Below are 18262 nucleotides of genomic sequence, written 5' to 3'. Positions count from 1 at the left end.
ACCGCTGTAGCGGTGGCGGGCCGGCGCGGAACGCGAAGTGCCGGCCATCCTGTGGGTCATGCTCCGGGCCGTCTTCGACGACGTGGTCGGCGAGGAGAACCTGCCGAAGCTCGGGCACAGCGCCTATCGCGCGGACTTCGCGCTTCCGCCCTCGGGTTGCTTGTCGAGGTCAAGTACGTGCGCACCAAGCACCACTTCACGGACGTGGAACAGGAGGTGATGATCGACGCGATCGGCTACCTCAAGGACAGCGAGCGCTACCGCGAGGTTGTGTCTTCATCTACGACGACTCGTGCTCCACCGAACACCACGGCGAAATTCGGCGGGCGCTGGCCGACCTGCCGGGAATCGCCGACGTGATCATCGTGTCGTGTCCCGGAGCGATTCCCCCGGCAGATGAGTGCAGAGCTGCTGTGGCTTCGGGGCCGCGCGTGCCGTGAGTGGCGGGCCGCGGAACCAGCGTCCGGACTACTCATCGTGGTCGTCCTCGGCCTGCCTGTCCCAGTACTTTCCTTCTGTGCGAAGGGACTCGGCGTGGTCGCGGAGGACCTGAGCGGTGAACGGCCAGTCGTTCTGGATCTGGTCCGCCCAGTCCGAGTACTGCTGGGCGGTCGCCCGTTCTCGCGGTCCTCCCTCGTACGGGTCCCTGGTCGAGAACGTGGTGTTGTTGGCCAGACCGAGGCCGAACCCGTCTCGTAGTTCGTAGGCGTCCGGCAGCTCCAGGATGTCCCGGACCGCCTCGGCCGGCCAGGCTCCGTCCTGTCCTGGCGGACCGGCGGAGATCAGCGTGCCGATGGCTCGGTCACCCTTGCGCAGCAGCTCAGAGTCGTGCAGCGCGTCTCTGACGTGCTGAACCCAGCTGAGCAGGCGCTCTCGGTCCACCTGGTCGCCGGTCTGGCCTGGCACGCACCGCAGCTGCTCGGCTTTCAGATAGAAGCGGAAAGCCTTGGGGTTGAGCTTCCCGGTCGGCAGGTAGCGGAACCGGTGCAGCTCGACGAACGCGGCGGGATCGGCGGCGATGGCCTCGAGCAACGCGGCCGGTGCACGGTCGTGGAACAGGTCGAAGAAGGCGAGTTCCCACCTCGCGACCGCCCGCAGGTCGTGCCCCGAGCTGTGGAGGTGGCTGATGAGCTCTCCCACCTCCCACGCGGTGTGGGTGCCGATCCGGCCTGGCGAGTTCAACAGTGCGTCGAAAGCGGCTTCGATCAACTCAGCGTAAGGTCGCCAGGGCTTGTCGTCTCCGTGCAACGCCATGGATAGGGCGTCGACGACGGCTTCCGGCCGACCACGCTGGAGGATCTCCGCCAGGTACTCCTCAGGTCGTTCCGAGGGGAAGGGGAACGCCGGAGTCAGCAACCAGAAGCCGTCGCTCACCTCCCGGCTCTCCGCCGAGACCAGCTCGGCTGCCAGATCGACCGGCAGTGCGATCAGGAAAGCGGTCCGCGCGCCCGTTTCCTCCGACAGGGTTGCCACTGCATCGGCCACCCACTCCTGGCCGCCTTCAGCCGCCCGACGCCAAACCCATTCTTTCGCGAACGGAGTCCCCAGGCAGCCCAACACCTCGTCCCGCACCGAGTCTCCCGCCACCTGCGCGAGCACCATGCCGACGAGGTCTCCCCGCTTGCTCGCAGCGGCCAGCCGCGCGACTCCGGCAACACCGTGCCTTTCCAGCTCCTCGGCGACGACCTCGCGCCGCAACCCCTCGAGTTTGGTCCGGTGGTGCTCGAGGTCTGTCGGGGCGATGCCAGGGAGATGCGGATGCCAGCCGAACAGCCAGGCGTGCCTGGCCGGATCGGACTCCGGCTCGATCCGATCCAGGAAGGCGCCCAGGCGGTCGGTGTGTTCGGGCGAGAGGTGCCGAGACCCGTCTGTCGCCGCCAGCTCACGGCGCACGACCTCATCGCCCGCCTCCCACAGTTCGCGCGTCACCTGCGCGCCCAGGACACTCGTGTCGACCACGTCGAGGGCGGAGAGCAGCGGATCACGCCAGCTCTGCGGAAGCCAGCTGATGCGCGGCAGGAGCTCCACCCAGCGCCGGGGAACCGCAGCCAGATCGGCGAGCACCGCGTTGAGCACCTCGTCCAGGTAGGCCTGGGCCGTCTCCGAGGGGTGCTGTTCGACGCCTGTCCAGTCGATGCGCACCTTCGGCCGTGCCGGATACATCAGGAAGGGATGTGGCTCGATCAGATCCAGCAGCAGTTGCCATCCCACCTCCGGGTGACGCACCCGCACCTGCTTGATGAGCGCCGGGCGGCGGTCGAGCGGCACGGGGCTCACCGGAAGGTAAATGAGCGCGTCCACCAGCGACCGGGCCGGACGGTTGGCCCACTTTCCGCCGGGATCGACCTCCGCCAGATGGGCCATCAGCAGGACCGCGCGGGTGCTGTGCTCCGGGGCCCATGTCAGTGTCTCGAGCGCCCACAGCAGCCCGGTGTGCGCCGGGGGCCGGAACATCGACCGTTCCTCGGAATCGTCGAACATCGTGCGCAGCACCGGACTGTCGTCGCGCATCGCCTGGTCCACAGCGTCGGCGAACACCTGCGGACAGGATTCGGCGAGCAACGGGAGCACGTCGCTGAGCGACCGCCACAGCAGGCCGGTGCGGTCGTCGTTCGCTTTCTTCAACAGCTGAACGACAACCCTTGCCGCGTGGGTCTTCGCCTCGTCACCCGCCACGGTCGTCGTCCCGGAGTCGCCGAGGCGTGCCAGGCCGTGAGCGATTCCCTCGCGCAGCTCGTCGGAGAAGGTGCGGGCGATGCCTCTGACGGCCGCCGACATGACCTGCGGCCCGGCGAGCGAGAGCACCGGATCGACCTCGCTCAGGACGTCGAGGGCCGCCGCGCTGAACCGCTGGACGTCGGTGGCGCTCACCTGCGTCCTCAGCTGAGTCCACGCGTCGTGCGGGTCGGCGAGCTGCCAACGTGAGCCGCTGCGGTGCACCAACGGATCGCCGGAGGTCGAGGAGGACGTCACGAAGCGGTCGACATCGGCGTAGTCCTGACCGGTGATCCGGGCGAGCACGGCGTGGTCGGACGCGTTGGACGCGGACCACCGGCTGACCAACGTCAACGGTGCCGCGATCGCCGACGCGGGTGCTTGCGTCCACGCCGGCCGCGGCTCGTTCGGGTGCAGCCTGCGGGTCACCGCACGGAGACTGCGCCGGACGAGGCCCGCGTAGTCATGCGCCTCGTGCAGGGGCAGGCCCCGGCCGAGGAAGGCGTCACGTGCCTGGTCTCGAGGTATCCGAGGCAGGACAAGACTTTCGGGGCGGACCTCGAGTCCGTTACGTGCGATGATCACATGTCGGGTGTTCTGCGTCTGCCGGACCGGAACGCTGTCGCTCATCACCACGGCAGGGAACGACGGCGGAATCCTCGCGGCGTGCTCCCATCCCCTCTCAGAGGTAAGCAGCATCGCGCGGTGGTGTGGGTCGTGCCGGTCCAGGACGGCCGCGCAGAACGCGGCCACCTCGTCCGTGGTCTGCCCGTGGACGACCAGGTTTCCCGGTGGACCTGCCAGCCAGGACCGCAGCCGCTCCGCGACGGCCTCCCGTCCGAGCAACACCAGATCCGCCGGCAGTTCAGGCCCGGCGAACACGGAACGTTCGCGGGCCCACGTCGCCAGGTCGATGATCCCGTCCCTGACGCCGATCGCGAGCTCCGGCACGTCGTCGATCACCCGGTCGACCAGTCCGGGTATCAAGTGCGGGTCGCGCGAGGTCAACCGGACGTACTGGCACTTCGCCAGTCCCGCGAGGTCCTCGGGCAACTCGTCCGCCGCGAGCTTCTTGCCGCCATGCCCCAGAACGGGGATCACGGGCTTGCCCGCGGCCAGCACCGTCGCGATCTCTCCGCGGACGACGTCGTCCGGCTCGAACAGCCGCTCCTTGAAGTCGGACAGCCACCTCTCGCCGATCATGGCGATCATCGCGGAGCAGTTCTCGACCGCGCCCCACATGATCGGTTCGTAGTCGCGTCCGAGGGCGATGGACTTGCTGGAGCGGAATACCCGCTCGTCGCCGAAGATCGTGCTGAGCGCCGAGTCCAGCCAGGCAGCCTTGTCCTCGCCGTCACCGTTTCGGAAGTTGATGAACAGCATGGCGTCCAGGGTGCTCCGGTCCTCCAGCCGGGCACCACCCGTTTCCCGTCTCCTTCCCGCGGCCTCATAAGGAGACGGTAGGTCCACAGAGGACTGTGGTGGCATTGTCTGGTGTCCTGACCAGTTTGTCGGGGCTGGGTGAGAACCTGGTGCGGTGACGTTTCATGATGACGACGAAGATCTCGATCTCGTGCTCGGCCAGGCGCACGAACTGCTCGGCGACGCGGACGACCTGTTCGCGCAACGCCTCGTGCAGGCGTCGCGCCTGCACCTGCGCCGTGACGGCGGCTTCTTCCACCCGATTCCTGGCGACAACTGGAGGAGTGACACCTACGAGGCCGTCCTCGAGGTACCTCAGGCACTCGTGCCCGAGTTCACCAGCGAGGTGACGGACCGGATCTGGACCAAGCTGCAGGCGGTGCTGCACCGGCACAACCGAGAGGACGTCTTCGGCGTCGTGGAACCGGCGCTTCCACCGCTGCCCGAGGTAGCGCCTGACTGGCGCGAACGAGCGGCGTTCCAGGCACCCGCCGAGCGGCCCACCAACCAGGCCCGCCGGGAACGGGCGGCAGGCGGTTACCCCACGCGGGACGGGATGACGTTCACCAGCGTGGAGGAGATAGCGGTGTACGACCTGCTCGTGGAGCTGCAGAAGGAGAGCTCGCGGCACCGGACCTTCTCGGTGATGCCGCTGCCCGGGGTCAAGCTCCGGGACGCCGGCGTACGAACCCCTGACCTCGTGGTGCTGGGCAACGGTCGCGCGCTCGTCATCGAGGTGGATGGCCCGCACCACTACGGCCTCACGCGCAAGGCCGACGACGCGGACCGCGATCGTCACTGGGACCGGTGCGGGGTCCACACCGTCCGGATCGGCGCACACCACACCGCCGACCCCGCTTCGCTCAAAGACCTGTTGAAGGAGGAACTGGGACGGCGGTTGTTCCAGGTGAGCTGAGGCTGGACAGGCAACGTGGCCGCGAAGCTGGTCAACGCCGGCCGGGGTGCCGCATCAGGCACGCCAAGTCGTCCTCGGTGATGTGATCGCGCCAGATCGTCGACATCATCCGCGTCCACGGCTCCAGCGGCGACGAGTTCATCGTTCTGTAATTGGCCGGGCGGTCAGCGCAGTAGTGCGGACGCGGCAGCTCTGATCTCCTCGTCTTCGGTGAAGGAACGCCATCCTCCGAGTAGGCGATCCGCTGCCGGTTGGCGATGATGGACTGCGCCATTGGGTGTTCCTCAGTTTGTTGATGCCAGCGCCGGCCCGTGAAATCGTCCCGGCCATTCCGAGCAGAGAAGATCGATCGAGAAAGCAGTGCGATGGGCCGACTTTCGATGTGGCCAGATGGAGAGGAAGTACGTAGCGGCAAGTAACGCTGCCAGGCATAAATCGATAGCACCGTCGTGATCACATGAGAACGGCGACCGCACGTCGTGCCTATGCAAGGTGTGACACGGGGCAGCTTGATGGCTTAAGACCGTGTCAGAGACAGCGTGTTCGTGGCGTAGGCCACGCATACTTAGGAGGGGTCTAAGTGAGTCCCGAGGCTGGTCCTGCCCGCGCAAGCAGCAAGGGGGCCACGTGGCGGAGACAGTTGAAGGCTGTGGACAGGGCGCGTGTCGTGGCGGCTCGTGACGCTCTGGCCACTGCTCCGAAAGACTCGTCCTTACGTGTTGAACTCGATCTACTTTGCGCTGAGCTCACCCGTCGTGGATACACCTTGGGTGCGGTCGGTGACGCAGCTTCGGTTTCGGCCAGCACCACGGCCAAATGGGTGGCTCGGGTGCCGCAGTCTGCGTTGGTGGATATCGTTGAGGATGCGCCGCACAATGAACCTCTTGCACCACATATCGCAACAGCCACTGAACGAAACATCATACCTGCGTCTGATACCGAACGCCTCATCGAGTTGCAATTGCGGATCATCAATGCTCCTGGCGATCGAACCGCGAGTGAAGGACTCGACCTCCTTTGCGCGCAGTTGCAGAAGCGTAGGTATACGTACCAAGCGATCGCCAATGTGTTGGACGTCAGTCGTCAGATGGTTCAGCAACGCGCGTCACGTGTCCCGGAAGACGCGCTTGCTGGGATCCAGACAGAGGCAGCGCGCAAGGTCCCAAAGCCCGAGAAGACGAAGGCCGAGCGCCAATGGCTGTCGGAAGACGAGTTGGCGCGGCTGGTCGACCTGCGACCGCTTGCCCAACTGCGCAGGGGCAGCACGCCGAAGGACTCTCCGGTGGCCAGGGCGGCCGATGATTTTTCGCTCATCCTGCTTGAGGCTCGTGAACGCGGTGTGACCGAGTCCACGATGGCCCAGCAGTTGGACATGACTCCCGCCGCGATTCGCTTCCGGCTGCAGCGGATCACGGGCGACTTGCCACCGTCGATGAGGCCCAAGTCGGAGCAGGACAAAGTGGTTCGCGATCCGTTCGACGGGCTCGAAGATGAGCTCGGAGAGCTACGCGATTTGCTCCGTGAGGCGGAGATTCAGGTTGGACGTGGCCCGAACCACGCCGACCGCCTGACGGCATCCCGGCGGTTCGACGAGATGTTGACCAGGTTGGTCACATCGCACCAAGTGCCACTTGGTGCGCTCGCAGCGCAGTTGGGACGATCGCGTTCGTCGTTGGCAATGAGGCTCACATCGCACGTTGGAGGCGACGCGGCGAGCAAGATTCTCGATTCGGATTCGCAGCAGGCCTACGACCTGGACCGAGCAACGGACGACTTGCCAGATCTCGACATCGATGGCGCGATTCGGCCGGACCCGGCCTACGTCTGGCGGCATGGCGGGCGGTCTGGGGAGCCCAACGCGCCAACCCGTCTACGCCGCTCGCTACCGGCACCTGACCGGACGCGAGACCAACAAACTCACACCGACGCAGACTCAGGCGGCCATCGCCGCAACGATCCTGCGGCACCTGCACGCCGTCATCACCACAGGCCGGAGCTGGGATCCGAACATCGCCACCCACGGGCACGACACCGACCGCCGCGGCCATCGCGGCCTGAACCGCGCGACCGCGCCACCAGCAGGGCAGGGCAAGCCCCACGCGGCATGGAGACATCCCTGGGTGATCTCGACGCTCATCACGGGCAGCCCCGCCCGTCGTCACCCAACCCGATTACGCGCTGCCGGGACCAACCCCATGCCGCTATGCAGGGAACGACGACAAGCCCTGATCACTGGCCAACCCTTGACACAAAGCGACTTACGCTGATGAGAGTGCGTTCACGCAGAGCGATCGGATATGTAACGGTGCAGGAGTTCGAGGCGACTGCTCACACGCCGAAGCTGAGGGTGGAGTCCACAGGCATGATCGACGAACCATGACATGGGAGCTCAAAGGCTTCATGCATCGCAGGGGCGGACGGATGCTGAACTGGGTAACCCACCTTGGAGGTAGCCGACTCCGAGGTGCGAATCTAGTATAGTAAGAAGAATGACCACCGAGCCTGCGCCACATCGACGTCTGAAGTTCTTTGGTCCAGCGGACCTCGGAAACTATTTCGAGGCGGGACGCGCAGCTGAGGTTCTTAGTCGGTTCGACGCATCAGTCGCGACGTACACTGCTTCTGACGTTCTTGAACTGTATAATTCCCGACTTTTCGTGGAGAACGGGTACTTTCCTGCATCCTCTTCCGAGGAGCAGCGCACGGAATTTAAGGCGCTCATTCCCGGATTGCATGAAGCCGAGTCCAAATTCTTTGGCTCTCTGACCGAGGAAACGCTAAGTTGCCGGATCACAGGGGTCAGTCGTGAGTATCACGCGGACTTGCTGGAACTCCTGTCGCGACACAAGGTCTACAGCCGTTGCTCCGCCGCGACTGTGCTGGCAATCCTAGACAGCCTGAACGTCAGTACGGGCACGATGCTCTCGTGTGGAAGCCTTGTGCGGGTTTACGATGAAGAAATACGTACGCGTCTTGTTTCGAACGTGGCCAACGCTGAGCATGTGATTCGGCTATATCTCAGCGGTGATGATCGCTCGCAGATGCACTTGCCGCAGAGCTTGAAGAGTTCAGACAAGCGCGCACTGCTTGACGCGTACATAGATAGCGAGGAGGCGCATCCGAATTTTATCGAGCTGATTTCCGTCGCGCGCGTCAACGCAGCTGCTGGAATCGACGAGAAGATGAAGCTCAAAGCGAAGCGCAAGCATGAACGATGGACGAAGGAGTTCTTTGAGTCTAGCGGTGGCGGAATGGTGATCGGCTGTGAAGTCACTGTTGCCAAGGGGCAAGATGAGCCTGTGGAGGCATCAAGGGACGGGCTCGTGACGAAGTACTCCTACAGTCGCGAGTGGCTCGACGAGAACCTCGATTACCCTACGATCCTCAACAACTTTCTCTATGTGTTTGGTTTCGTAGATCCTCACATGCAGCTGACGCTGCCCTCGTATCAGGCGGAAGTCGGAGCGCTTGAGCGCGTGGTCGGAAACTCAGGAAAGGATGCTTATCCAGCGGGCGTCGCCTTTTATCTTAAGGAGCAGAGTTCCTTCCTGCAGGTCTCCATGTATGAGCGACTTCTCAGGCGCAACGATGTCGAGCTTGAGTCGGTAATCGCGTGGTTCTTCGCGGACTACTTGAGAGAGAGTTTTGGTGTGGCGAATCTACGGTTCGCGCCTTCAAGTAGGACTGCAACATACCTTGAGAAGAGTCGGCATCTGTTCGCCGAGATGGAAAGTATCGTAATGCAGTTCTCGCTCTACGTGGAGAACGGCGAGTTTGACCCTGAGCTGCTGGCTATGATGTCGACCCAGGTCAAATACCGAGACGTGCCGAGCTGCTTGGTCGGCAAGTATGTCTATGTAGGCGAGAGTCCAAACATCCACAACGTCATGCACCTACTCTTCTCGGATCAGTCCGGCTTGGGGTACATAAATGAGAGCCTCAGGGCTGACAACGGTGCTCGACTACTCATTGAGCACGATGTTTTTTATGATGACTTCCATGACTACCAGAAGGATCAAGTCGACTACCTAATCGCGCACGGCGTGGCCGAGAATGCCGGAGGCCATATCCGGCTAGCAAGTGTCGACCAGTTCGTGGTGCTGCGCGATCTTTACGAGTTAGAAGCGGCAAGTTACTACCATCACCGCAGAGGTGTGCGCGAAGCAATCGATGAGATGGTCACAAAGGGTTGGCTTGTGCGGGCCGAGTCGCTGTTGTCTAAGCCTGAAGCAGGCTACTTCAACTACTGCCTCAATCATCAGGACTTCAGCGATGGCCTGAACCTGCGCAACAGGTACCTGCATGGGGCAATTCTTGACATCGCGGATGAAGAGGAGCACTACCGCACCTACATCACCGCGCTCAAACTACTGGTTGCGCTTGTGATTAAGATGAACGATGATCTCTGGCTGCGCGAGAGTGAGGAGCTCGCTAATAGAGCCGAGGCGACTCCGTCTGAGCAGGCCTGTTAGCCCGGATACTTCGCGTGGATGACGGCCTGGCTTGAGACTGTGGTCGGTGATTGTTGCGTGTCGGCCCACGGCGCCTGCCGTCGCGGACACACCGGCTTGACCGGGTACGATATGCATGCTCCGCCTGCCATCGCAGCACTCGGTTGTCGGCGACGTCGAACCGCCGCGTACGGCCAATGCGAACAGCACGACCGCGACGGCCAACAGTACGCCAATCTGCCCACGCCCCGACCCGCTCCGCTGAAACGTCGTTCAGGTAGGTGCCCACGCCGCCACCATCACCACGAGAACCCGCCGCCCGACAAAGCTCGAACCACCCACTCGTCGCAGCTGGACAGCTTCAGCGATCTTCAGCGCGCGGTCATCGGCAGGACAGTGCCTGAAGTGTCAGGTTGCGGATGCCACGTACGCCGCCAGGATGTAGTTCGGGTGTCGGTCGAGGTTCTTACGGGCTCGGTTGTAGCGCATGGTTGTGCGTGGGTCGGCGTGGCGGGCTGCGATCTGGACGTCGCGCATGTCGACGCCCGCGTCAAGCATGGTGGTCACGAAGGTGTGGCGCAGCATGTGTGGATGCATCCGCGGCAGCCGTACCACCGATACCTCGGACAGCGCGCGCAGTCGTCGGGTTGTGCAGTGCCGATCCATGCGCACGCCTCGCCGGTTGAGCAGGACCGGGCCGTTGTAGCGTTCGCCGACGGCCCGGTCGATTGCCCGCCCGACCGCCGGCGGCAACGGCACCAGCACGACCTTGCTGCCTACGCGCAGAACTCGGTACCCGTGTTCCTCGCCGACGTCGCTGATGTCTGCGGCGCAGGCTTCGAACACCCGTAGTCCCAGCAGGCCAGCATCGCCACCAACGCGAAGTCGAACCGGTTGGCCGATTCCCGCGCGGCGCTCAGCAGCGCCTCGAACTGGAGATGAGATAGGCCCAGTAACGGCGATTCGCTGGGCACGACCGGGCGCCGCACGTACTCCGCTGGCGAGTGTTCGAACACGGTGTCGATGACGCAGGTGCGGTAGAAGCCGATGACGACCGACATTCTGCGCGAGATCGTGGAGGGCTTGAACCGCCGGACTTCCTGCATCCACCGCACATACAGCTCGATCTGGGACCGTCGCGCTGCCAGCGGTGCGAGTTCCCGCTCTGGCACCAGGCGAAGAAGATCCGCAGATCCGATTCCGAGTGTGACCGTGAGATACCTGTGTAGCGGCCGAGGTAGGCCAGTGCCTTCAGTCGCAACCTCGTGTCGCTCTGGTCTGAAGGCTCCATGGACTCAGGCTGAGCACGGACGCGTCGGACACCAACACGGACGATGGAACGAGACGGCGTTGTACCCGTCCCCGCTGACCGGCCAGGCTGGCTGGTATGACGGACGCGGACCGGCTTCAAGCGATGATCGACGAGCTCCGCCGGATGCGGGAGCAGTGCGAGCCCAAGTCGAACCAGAACCCGAGATATTTGCGGTACTCGAACGCGGTAAGCGCCTTGCGATGGATCATCGACGACCTAGCCAAAGAAGATCGAACGGCCTGATCCTGACCGAGCGACTCACTCATACCGCCTAGCGGCAGAAGCGGATGTTCATGACCCGACGAACGAGATCCGCAACATCTAGCAGCGTGAGGGCCAACGGCAGCCTGGTCAGAAGTCGCGGTGGCAGGGCTGTCCTCACTGATCGGCACGTCCACGGACGCCGAGCCGCCCGCAGAACACACAACCGTGTCCACAACAACGGTCCTTCGTCTGGCCCCGGTCAGTAGCTCAGCTTCTCCGACAGGATCCGCGCGATCTGCAGAATGGGTATCTTTCGGGCGCCGATGGTCGACGTTGGCCTGCTTCGTTGACAGCACGAACGGGCCTATCGTGGTCGCGTGACCGCAGCCGCTGCGCGCCAGGCCCTCGTGACGGGCGTACCGGTCCGTCGTTCGCCGACGCGACCCCGGAGCAGGTCCGCGCCACGCTCATCCCAGAAGAGGCCGTCGAGTTCGACCAGCGGTGGCGCGAGGCGATGGTCGAGGCCACCCAGTCGCTCGACCTGGCCGGCGTCCTGGCCCGGCTCGGCGAGTGGCGCTCGATCGCCCGGCGCACCGCCGCCCGCGGAGCCGAGGAGCACCGCGCCCTCTACTGGCACGCGGCCGTGAAGCTCACCGGCGCCGAGCTCCCGCCGGACATGCCGTTGCACAAGGTGAAGGCACTGCTGGGCCTGTAGACCCGCGGGCATGAGGTCACCACCGACGAGGTGTCGCAGCAGCAGATCGACGCGCTGGCCGCGTTCGACGAGGTCCGGGTCGTCCTCAAGTTGTTGTGGCGGGGGTTGGCGACTGACCATTGACCGCTTCATTGAGAAGCTTTGCCCTTGTCAGGCATGGGCAACCGGTTTGACGGTCAGCAGGCAAGTGACCGACTGAGTCATGCATGTGCAGTCACCACTACTGGGATCAGGGCGAGTGAGATCATCTGACTGTCGTCATGGGGAGACGCCAGCGTGTAGTCCCGACGTCGGGCAGGCTGATCGGGCCGAGCTGCAGTCCTGAACTGGACATGCCTTCGGATGCAGGCGTCGGCGGCCTTGATGGCAGCGCTCGCATCCTTGTTCTTGATGAACAGGATGATCGCCGCCTTGGTGTCCCGCCAAACCAGATAGCCGAGAAGTTGATCGATGGCCTTGTCAAACTCTGTCTCGCCCTTCCAGAACTTGCATTCGCCGATGAATACGTTACGGTTCCGCTGACGGACAAGGATGTCGGTTTTTCCCTTCCCGTTGATGACCTCGCCAGCGACGAATATCTCTTCCCCGCTTTCATGCTCATAGTTCGAGTTGAGCAAGAAGATGAACCAGTCTCGCAAGGTTGGTTCGTCAGGCAGAAGCTCTTGAGCGCTCGATGGTCGCCGTTCGAGGGCGTGAGCAAAGCGGATCATCGTGTCCACGATCTGCTCATAAACCACGCTAGATAGACGCCATTCATCATGACCGCCCGACTCGTGTGCAAGGTTCTGCGGGGCTACCCGTTTCCGAATAACCGGGATCTCCAGTGCTTCGTTCGACGGAACCTTCCTGATCGGAATATCGAGTGCAGCTAGAAGGGTCTCGCTTTGGTCTAGGCGCGCCCTCCGCCGAGTCAGCCGGCGCAGCACCTCCTCCTCGATCTGACGCGTGGCCACCGCTATGTCGCTGTTGACCGCATCAACCCACTCCTGAAGAAGAGCAACCTGCCTGTCGATGTCCTGCTGGAGCTTCTTCGGCGGGTCTCCGATCAAGAAGGTGAGCACGACCTCCGACTCTGTCGCGTCACCATGGACGGCAGTGCGGAGCCGGTTGCGAGGGGTGCAGTGCAGCAACGCCATGCGCCCTTGAAACGGTATGTGGACGTCGAGCAGGACAATGGTTCCACCGCCCTGACGCTCGTCGATTTGGACTTCACGGTTCTGCGCGAATCGATCACCGATATTGAGAATCAGTGGCGAGAGGACATTTTCGGCCATAATCTCCTGCATGAGCTGTTCATTGCTGCTTGCCGCAAACCTCTCACCTGGAAGCTTGTCGGCAGCCTGCGGTGTCTCCAGGAAGTCCTGGTGCAGTCGCTCTTGAAGGTCGTGCTTTCCGAACAGTGGCTTCTTGTCCTCGCGATAAAAATGCACTTGTCCTCTTTCTTTGTCTAGTCATCTCCGCGGTTTGCAACTGGCCATTGGTCGCCTGAGGTGACACCTCGGACTCGGTGAGCGTGGCTTCTGGTTGGCGAAGAGGGTCAGTTGGAGCTGTCTTTGGTCACGGCATGGGCCTCGATGTAGAAGGTCGCGGCCGCGGAGACGGCGGTGACCATCAGTCGGGCGGTCGCAATGTCGAGTTCAGGGCGGCCATAGACGCCGTGGCCAACGCCGAACCCCTCGTTCCGGATCTCGGCGATCCCGTTGACGATGGAGTTGAGGCCTTTCAGCACTCCGCGGCGTTGCTTGGCGCCGGGCTCGTCTCCGCGAGTGCCTTGGTCGTCCAGCCCGAGGGCAACGTTTCGGCATGCACAACCTAGTCAGCATAGTGCGGCATGATCGCGAAGCAGTGCCGTGCCGGACGCGCCCGGCACGGTAGAGCGCGCGGCGCTTGAGGTAGTCCACCACTCGCCGCCATCGATCACGATGACGAGGCGCGGGGGCCGCGGCGTTGTAGTCACCGACGTGTACGCCAGGGAAGAGCCTGAGTTCACCTCGCCACTGAACCACAGCCACTCGAGAACCTCCGTACCCGCCAGCTTTGTCCCGCAATCAACACCGCCTCGGTTGAAGTTGCTGAGCGGAACCTTCGGGCACCAGCCAGAAGACGCCTGTCACGTGTCTCCGGAAACGCGAAATCTTGGACTCTGTCTGCCACACTCGGGCAGCTCGAGACCTTTCGAGGCGCGCAACTTCGATCGATCAGTCAAGGAGACCGCGCCGAAGCCGTTCCGCCCTCTCGTCCACCTGGCGCGCGTAGTGCTTGTAGGACTCCGCAAGTTCTCGGAGAACTCCACGCGTTCGTGGCCAATTCTCAGCCTCAGAAGCAAGTCCTCGGTACCGTTGCACCAGATTTCGTTCCTGTGTCCCGCCCTCGGTGGTCCCTCTGGATGTGACGCCGCGTTTGTTGAAGATGCCCATTTCGAGACCGCGATCGATCGCGTCGCTCTGAAGCTCTTCAAGCAGGTCGCGAACCGCGAGTGGAGGGAACAGGCCGTTCTGGTCCGGCGGCGCGTAGGCCAGTATCTGACCGATGTGGCTGTCTCCCGACTCCAAACGGGCCGCCTCGCTCAACCGGTCACGGGCTCCGCTCACCCAGGTTCCAAGCAGCTCAATCTCGACAGTCCCGGCAGAACCGATGCCTGGACAGCGGCGCCATGTGTAGAGAACTTCGTACGCGCGAGTTGCGATACGCCGCCTTTCCTCGGACAGTGCCTGGGAACCGTCCGGTTCCTCGTCCTCCCTCCGGTAGACGCGGCAGATGAGTTCTACGAAGAACGAAGGCTCCTCGCTGAGCGTTGCGTGCAGAGTGGGCGCACCGCCCCCGGCGTCGAGCAGAGGGAACAGCTGCCACTCGAGGTTCGCCAGCTGCTGGGCTCCGATGAACTCTCGATGCCTGGCCAGGAACTCGAAGATCCGGTGGAAGTCGTAGCTCGACAGCTGTTGGAACTCGGGCGGAATCGCGGACTGTTCGAGCAGGCTGACCAGGACTCGCACGGTGAGTTCGGCGATCTCCGCAGCATCGATTTCTGCGGCATGATGGGACACCAGCTGTAGCGCGGCGACAAGCCGGCGGGTGGTGAGCAAGCCGTGGAGCGCGGTGATGATGTGTTCGGGAAAGTTGTCAACCTCGTAGTGGTTGAAGTTCGCCCAGTAGTGCTCAGCAGCTGCCGGCAGGTCCTCCAATGCCTTCCATGCTGAGGGAGGGTCAGACGCGGCATTGAGGATGATCGCCTGTACCGATGGCTCGTTGGTCTGAGCAAGGAGTTCGTCGCGCAGCGAGACGCCACCGGCGAACAATCGAGTTTGCAGATACGCAACAGCGACCTGCCGATTGGAAGAGTCCGGTTCGGCGAGCCGGGTGAGCATCTCCGAGTCGAAGCCACTCGCCTGGTCGGCGAGAGCTCTGCCGATCAAGTACGGGTAGTCGGTAGTTCCGGCAAGAGCGTCGACGGCGGCCAGTCCGCCGGACTCGAGGATTTCGCCCATCGCAGAGGCGCGCCGTCTCCGCGTTTCTTCTCCGAACGCGGCGAGGTCGGACGGTCGTTTCTGATCTGGCATCACGATGTGGGCGCTCTTGAACAGCCAAGCCAAGCGCAGAACTGGCGCCTGCGGCTCCAGGCTAGCCAGCACTTGGTCGAGCGTTTGCAGCTCTCCCTCTGGCAGAGCCCAGTCGGAGCCGGTGAACCCGCGGTGCTGCCCGATCTTGAACCGCAGGGCATCGGCCAGTTGAGCGCGAACCTCGTCGTCCGCGACATCGCTGACGGCGGTGAGCTTCGTTGCTACGGCGGCCCTGTGCGTCGGCGAGATGCGGTCGAGCTTGTCGATGAGCGGCAAAAGTCGCGTGAGGTCGTGACCGCAGTCGTCCAGCAGTAGATCGACAACTCCAGCGACGTTTTCCCGAAACTGCTGCCTGGTGATCAGCTGCTCTCGCTTCCAGTCGCGGTACTTAGGCGTGCTGTGCGGCGACTGGAAGCCGTGCGAGTTGGGAATCAGCGTGACCAGAAGCGCCCGGATGGGGACAGGAGTGTTTCGTAGTAGTCGCTTGAGGGCCTTGAGCCGGTGCGCGGACTCGGCGCTGGTCTCAGGGCGCCAGCAGCTGAAGATCTCCTCGAGGCTGCGGACCGGTCGGTTGGACCAGGAGCCGCCCGGATCGATAGCCGCGAGCTTGGCCAGGATGTCGACGGCGTCATCGAAGTGATCGGGCGACCAAGCGAGTACTTCCAGAGCGCGGATGAACCCCAGGTGTGGGGACTGAGAAGGGAAGCCGATTCTCGTAGGTGGCCGGTCGGCGAACATCGCGCTGTGCAGAGGCACCTCTCCCTGCAATCCGGGGCGCATAGCCTGAATGAACTCTGCAGGTGCAGCTTCTGCGAGGTTTGACAGCAGGTCGCTGAGCGATCCCCACAGGCCGTACGTGCTGTCCTCGTTGGCCAAGGCAAACAACCTGCTGAGCACTCGTCGTGCGACGTCGGATCCGGTCGCACCGCCAGCGAGCGTGACGAGCTCGCCGCTGGCACCGAGCATCGCGAGCGTTCGAGCGATGCCACGGCGGAGGGACGCTGAGTACCGGCTCGAGAGGTCGTTGGCGTTTACGAACCCGAACTGATCACGTTGTGGCTGGATCTCGCTGAGCACCTGCAGTGCGATGGTCTCGAACTGGTCGAGATCCGCGGCGGTGAGATGGGGAGCTATCAGATCCCAGGAGTCGTCAGGTGCGACTACATGCCACTGCTCGTGCAGGGCACCGAGAAATGGGTCATCGGTGCCGCTGACAGCAGAGCGGCTCGCATCCTGGAACTCGGCGTAGGACAAGCCGGTGAACTGCTCGACCGCACTGCGGTCCGCCGAGTGTTGGCCGTCCCAGCTGCCAAGAAGCAGCTGACGACGGAGGATCAATGAGGGTGATCGTGCCCAACTCGGCACCAACGTGTCGGGATATCTGGCCAGAGCGCGCCGCAGGGCGGGGACGCTACGGCGTGCAAGCGTACCGAGCGCATAGGCACGTTCGTGGTCGAAGTCGTTGTCGAGCAGCAGTTGAGCAACGATCTCGCCATCGATGCGGGGAACCTCGACCTTGGCCTTCGCACCAACCACAGCCGGTACGACCAGCCGGTGCTTGTGGGAGAGGGGGATGTTCGACACCAGCTCCGCGTCTCCGACGACGAGCACAAGAGGTTCAGGTCGGTCGAGCAGCTGGAGCAGAGCGTCTCGCGAAGAGACGAACAGAGTTCTGGCAGCGACCTGATCCGATGCCGGCACGGTCTGCAGCGCGGCGGCGACGAACGCTCGAAGTTCATCGCCTCGAACTCCACCTCCGACAGTGATGATCGTCTGCTCGGACTTGATGGCGCTCAAAAGGTCAGCCGCAGCGGTCTTCCGCCCAGCCAGAACAACTGGCGCATCGAGCGGCACTGTCGTCGACGGCAACCAGACGCTGTCCCACCAGCGTTGTGCGTCATGGACACCTGGAACGGACTTTCCGAGGCGTTCGGCCAGCCACGCAGTCGTTGCAGGCGCTGCGTCCAACCAGGTGTGAAGATCATCGACGTTGTAGGCCAGGACATCCCGCCAACGTCCTTCGGCACGGTGATCGTTAGCCCAACGCGAAGCCTTCGTCCAGGGCCTCAGCCCGACCTGGATGTAGGTAATATCGCTGGGGTCTTCTCCGTCCGGTCCGGCGAGGCGCTTGCTGTAATCGCTCTCAGCCTTCGTCTGAGCTGCTTGTTCAACCGACAGCTCCCAGACCGACATCCCTTCGGGCACGAAGGTGGTTCGGCTGCCAGCGACGACGACGCCATCGAACCCGCCTGCAGACGTACCTGAACCGCCAGGCAGGTGGAGCCTGGTGATGTCGCGTCCGGTTTCCGCGATCAGACGGCGTACGAGGAGCGGTAGATCGGTGTCGAAGCCCGGCTCGCTCGCAGCGGCCAGGAGGTCTTCCCGACTGGTGGACAGCCACGGTGCCATCCGAAAACGGTAACAACCACCACCGACAAAACGGGTAGCGCAGGGCGCGCCGGGATCGTGCACAGCTGCTTCAACCTCTGGAGAAGGCCTCGATGCGGGCTGCCCGTTGACGGCGGTGATGTGCTGGCACGACTACACGGTGGAGAGCACCTACAGCGCCTCGCGGTTCACTGTGGACTGGTACAGATCGAGGCGGGCGAGCAGCGAGAGCTGGCGCATTGTCTTCCGGGTGGCAGGAGAAGCGTCCGGACGTGCAGCTGCACCGCGTTGTGGTGGTCGTGGGCCGCTACGGGCGCGGCGGGTTCGTCGGCATGCTGCTCGGATCGACCAGCCAGGTGCTCGTCTACAACGCACCGTGCCCGCTGGCGATCGTTCGTGTAGCCGAGAATGAGTAACGGCCGTACGGTTTGTGAAGGCGCTCACTGGAAAAGTGGTCAGAAACTGGTCAGTCCACGCCGGGGAATGTTCAGTTGACCGTGCTGGGGGCACGCTCGTCGTGACGAAGCCGTGTATAGCTGCAGCTCAGGCCCCACTCGGCCTTCACGGAATGGTTTACTCCAT

Annotated in this window: 13 protein-coding genes and 1 pseudogene; 7 read left to right on the top strand and 7 right to left on the bottom strand. The window is 63.4% G+C overall.

The annotated features are described in order from the left end of the window. Nucleotides 1-25: 25 nt before the first annotated feature. Nucleotides 26-220: pseudogene (locus tag AB0A63_RS00295) on the top strand (hypothetical protein); the annotation flags it as partial. Next, entirely contained in the window at nucleotides 178-360 is a 183-nt protein-coding gene (locus AB0A63_RS00290; RefSeq protein WP_360383449.1) for a hypothetical protein, read from the top strand. The pseudogene AB0A63_RS00295 and the gene AB0A63_RS00290, both read left to right, overlap by 43 nt. 108 nt (nucleotides 361-468) lie before the next feature. Here the strand turns inward: AB0A63_RS00290 and AB0A63_RS00285 are convergent, their stop codons facing one another. Next, nucleotides 469-4098: a hypothetical protein gene (locus AB0A63_RS00285; RefSeq protein ID WP_360383446.1), complete on the bottom strand. Its 3630-nt coding sequence runs from the start codon at nucleotides 4096-4098 to the stop codon at nucleotides 469-471. A gap of 154 nt (nucleotides 4099-4252) precedes the next feature. Between AB0A63_RS00285 and AB0A63_RS00280 the strand changes: the two genes are divergently transcribed. Beyond that, nucleotides 4253-5053: a hypothetical protein gene (locus AB0A63_RS00280; RefSeq protein WP_360383444.1), complete on the top strand. Its 801-nt coding sequence runs from the start codon at nucleotides 4253-4255 to the stop codon at nucleotides 5051-5053. A 31-nt stretch (nucleotides 5054-5084) separates the two neighbouring features. On the opposite strand, the gene AB0A63_RS00275 is transcribed toward AB0A63_RS00280, so the two are convergent. Beyond that, nucleotides 5085-5510 (bottom strand): hypothetical protein, encoded by a 426-nt coding sequence (locus tag AB0A63_RS00275; RefSeq protein ID WP_360383441.1) that lies wholly within the window; start codon nucleotides 5508-5510, stop codon nucleotides 5085-5087. Nucleotides 5511-5900: 390 nt separating this feature from the next. On the opposite strand from AB0A63_RS00275, the gene AB0A63_RS00270 reads away from it, so the two are divergent. Together AB0A63_RS00270 and AB0A63_RS00265 are read left to right on the top strand one after the other, a co-directional pair. After that, on the top strand, nucleotides 5901-7433 hold the full coding sequence (locus AB0A63_RS00270) for a hypothetical protein (RefSeq protein ID WP_360383438.1): 1533 nt from the start codon (nucleotides 5901-5903) through the stop codon (nucleotides 7431-7433). Between the two features lie 109 nt (nucleotides 7434-7542). After that, nucleotides 7543-9525 (top strand): hypothetical protein, encoded by a 1983-nt coding sequence (locus tag AB0A63_RS00265; RefSeq protein WP_360383435.1) that lies wholly within the window; start codon nucleotides 7543-7545, stop codon nucleotides 9523-9525. Nucleotides 9526-9912: 387 nt separating this feature from the next. Here AB0A63_RS00265 and AB0A63_RS00260 read toward each other — a convergent pair whose 3' ends face one another. Then, nucleotides 9913-10350 carry a tyrosine-type recombinase/integrase gene (locus AB0A63_RS00260; RefSeq protein WP_360383433.1) on the bottom strand — a complete coding sequence of 146 codons (438 nt, stop codon included), beginning with the start codon at nucleotides 10348-10350 and terminating at the stop codon, nucleotides 9913-9915. After that, a complete protein-coding gene (locus tag AB0A63_RS00255; RefSeq protein WP_360383431.1) occupies nucleotides 10281-10676 on the bottom strand; it encodes a hypothetical protein in 396 nt (131 codons plus the stop codon). The genes AB0A63_RS00260 and AB0A63_RS00255 overlap by 70 nt, the downstream gene beginning before the upstream one ends. A 690-nt stretch (nucleotides 10677-11366) precedes the next feature. Here AB0A63_RS00255 and AB0A63_RS00250 point away from each other — a divergent pair. Further along, a complete protein-coding gene (locus AB0A63_RS00250) occupies nucleotides 11367-11735 on the top strand; it encodes a DUF6247 family protein (RefSeq protein WP_360383428.1) in 369 nt (122 codons plus the stop codon). Nucleotides 11736-11935: 200 nt separating this feature from the next. On the opposite strand, the gene AB0A63_RS00245 is transcribed toward AB0A63_RS00250, so the two are convergent. The 3 genes from AB0A63_RS00245 to AB0A63_RS00235 form a co-directional block, all read right to left on the bottom strand. Continuing rightward, nucleotides 11936-13165 carry a hypothetical protein gene (locus AB0A63_RS00245; RefSeq protein ID WP_360383425.1) on the bottom strand — a complete coding sequence of 410 codons (1230 nt, stop codon included), beginning with the start codon at nucleotides 13163-13165 and terminating at the stop codon, nucleotides 11936-11938. Between the two features lie 107 nt (nucleotides 13166-13272). Next, complete coding sequence (locus tag AB0A63_RS00240; RefSeq protein WP_360384942.1) at nucleotides 13273-13518, bottom strand: abortive infection family protein; 246 nt, start codon at nucleotides 13516-13518, stop codon at nucleotides 13273-13275. A 415-nt stretch (nucleotides 13519-13933) separates the two neighbouring features. Continuing rightward, complete coding sequence (locus AB0A63_RS00235) at nucleotides 13934-17701, bottom strand: hypothetical protein (RefSeq protein ID WP_360383422.1); 3768 nt, start codon at nucleotides 17699-17701, stop codon at nucleotides 13934-13936. A gap of 251 nt (nucleotides 17702-17952) precedes the next feature. Here AB0A63_RS00235 and AB0A63_RS00230 point away from each other — a divergent pair, with 251 nt between their 5' ends. Then, the gene (locus AB0A63_RS00230; RefSeq protein ID WP_360383419.1) at nucleotides 17953-18096 is read left to right on the top strand and encodes a universal stress protein; all 144 of its coding nucleotides are present in this window, start codon (nucleotides 17953-17955) and stop codon (nucleotides 18094-18096) included. Nucleotides 18097-18262: the final 166 nt, after the last annotated feature.

Source organism: Lentzea sp. NPDC042327 (genome assembly GCF_040647275.1).
Lineage (GTDB): Bacteria > Actinomycetota > Actinomycetes > Mycobacteriales > Pseudonocardiaceae > Lentzea.
The sequence above is the reverse complement of the archived record's forward strand: the minus strand, read 5'-3'. Positions and strand labels throughout refer to the sequence as shown.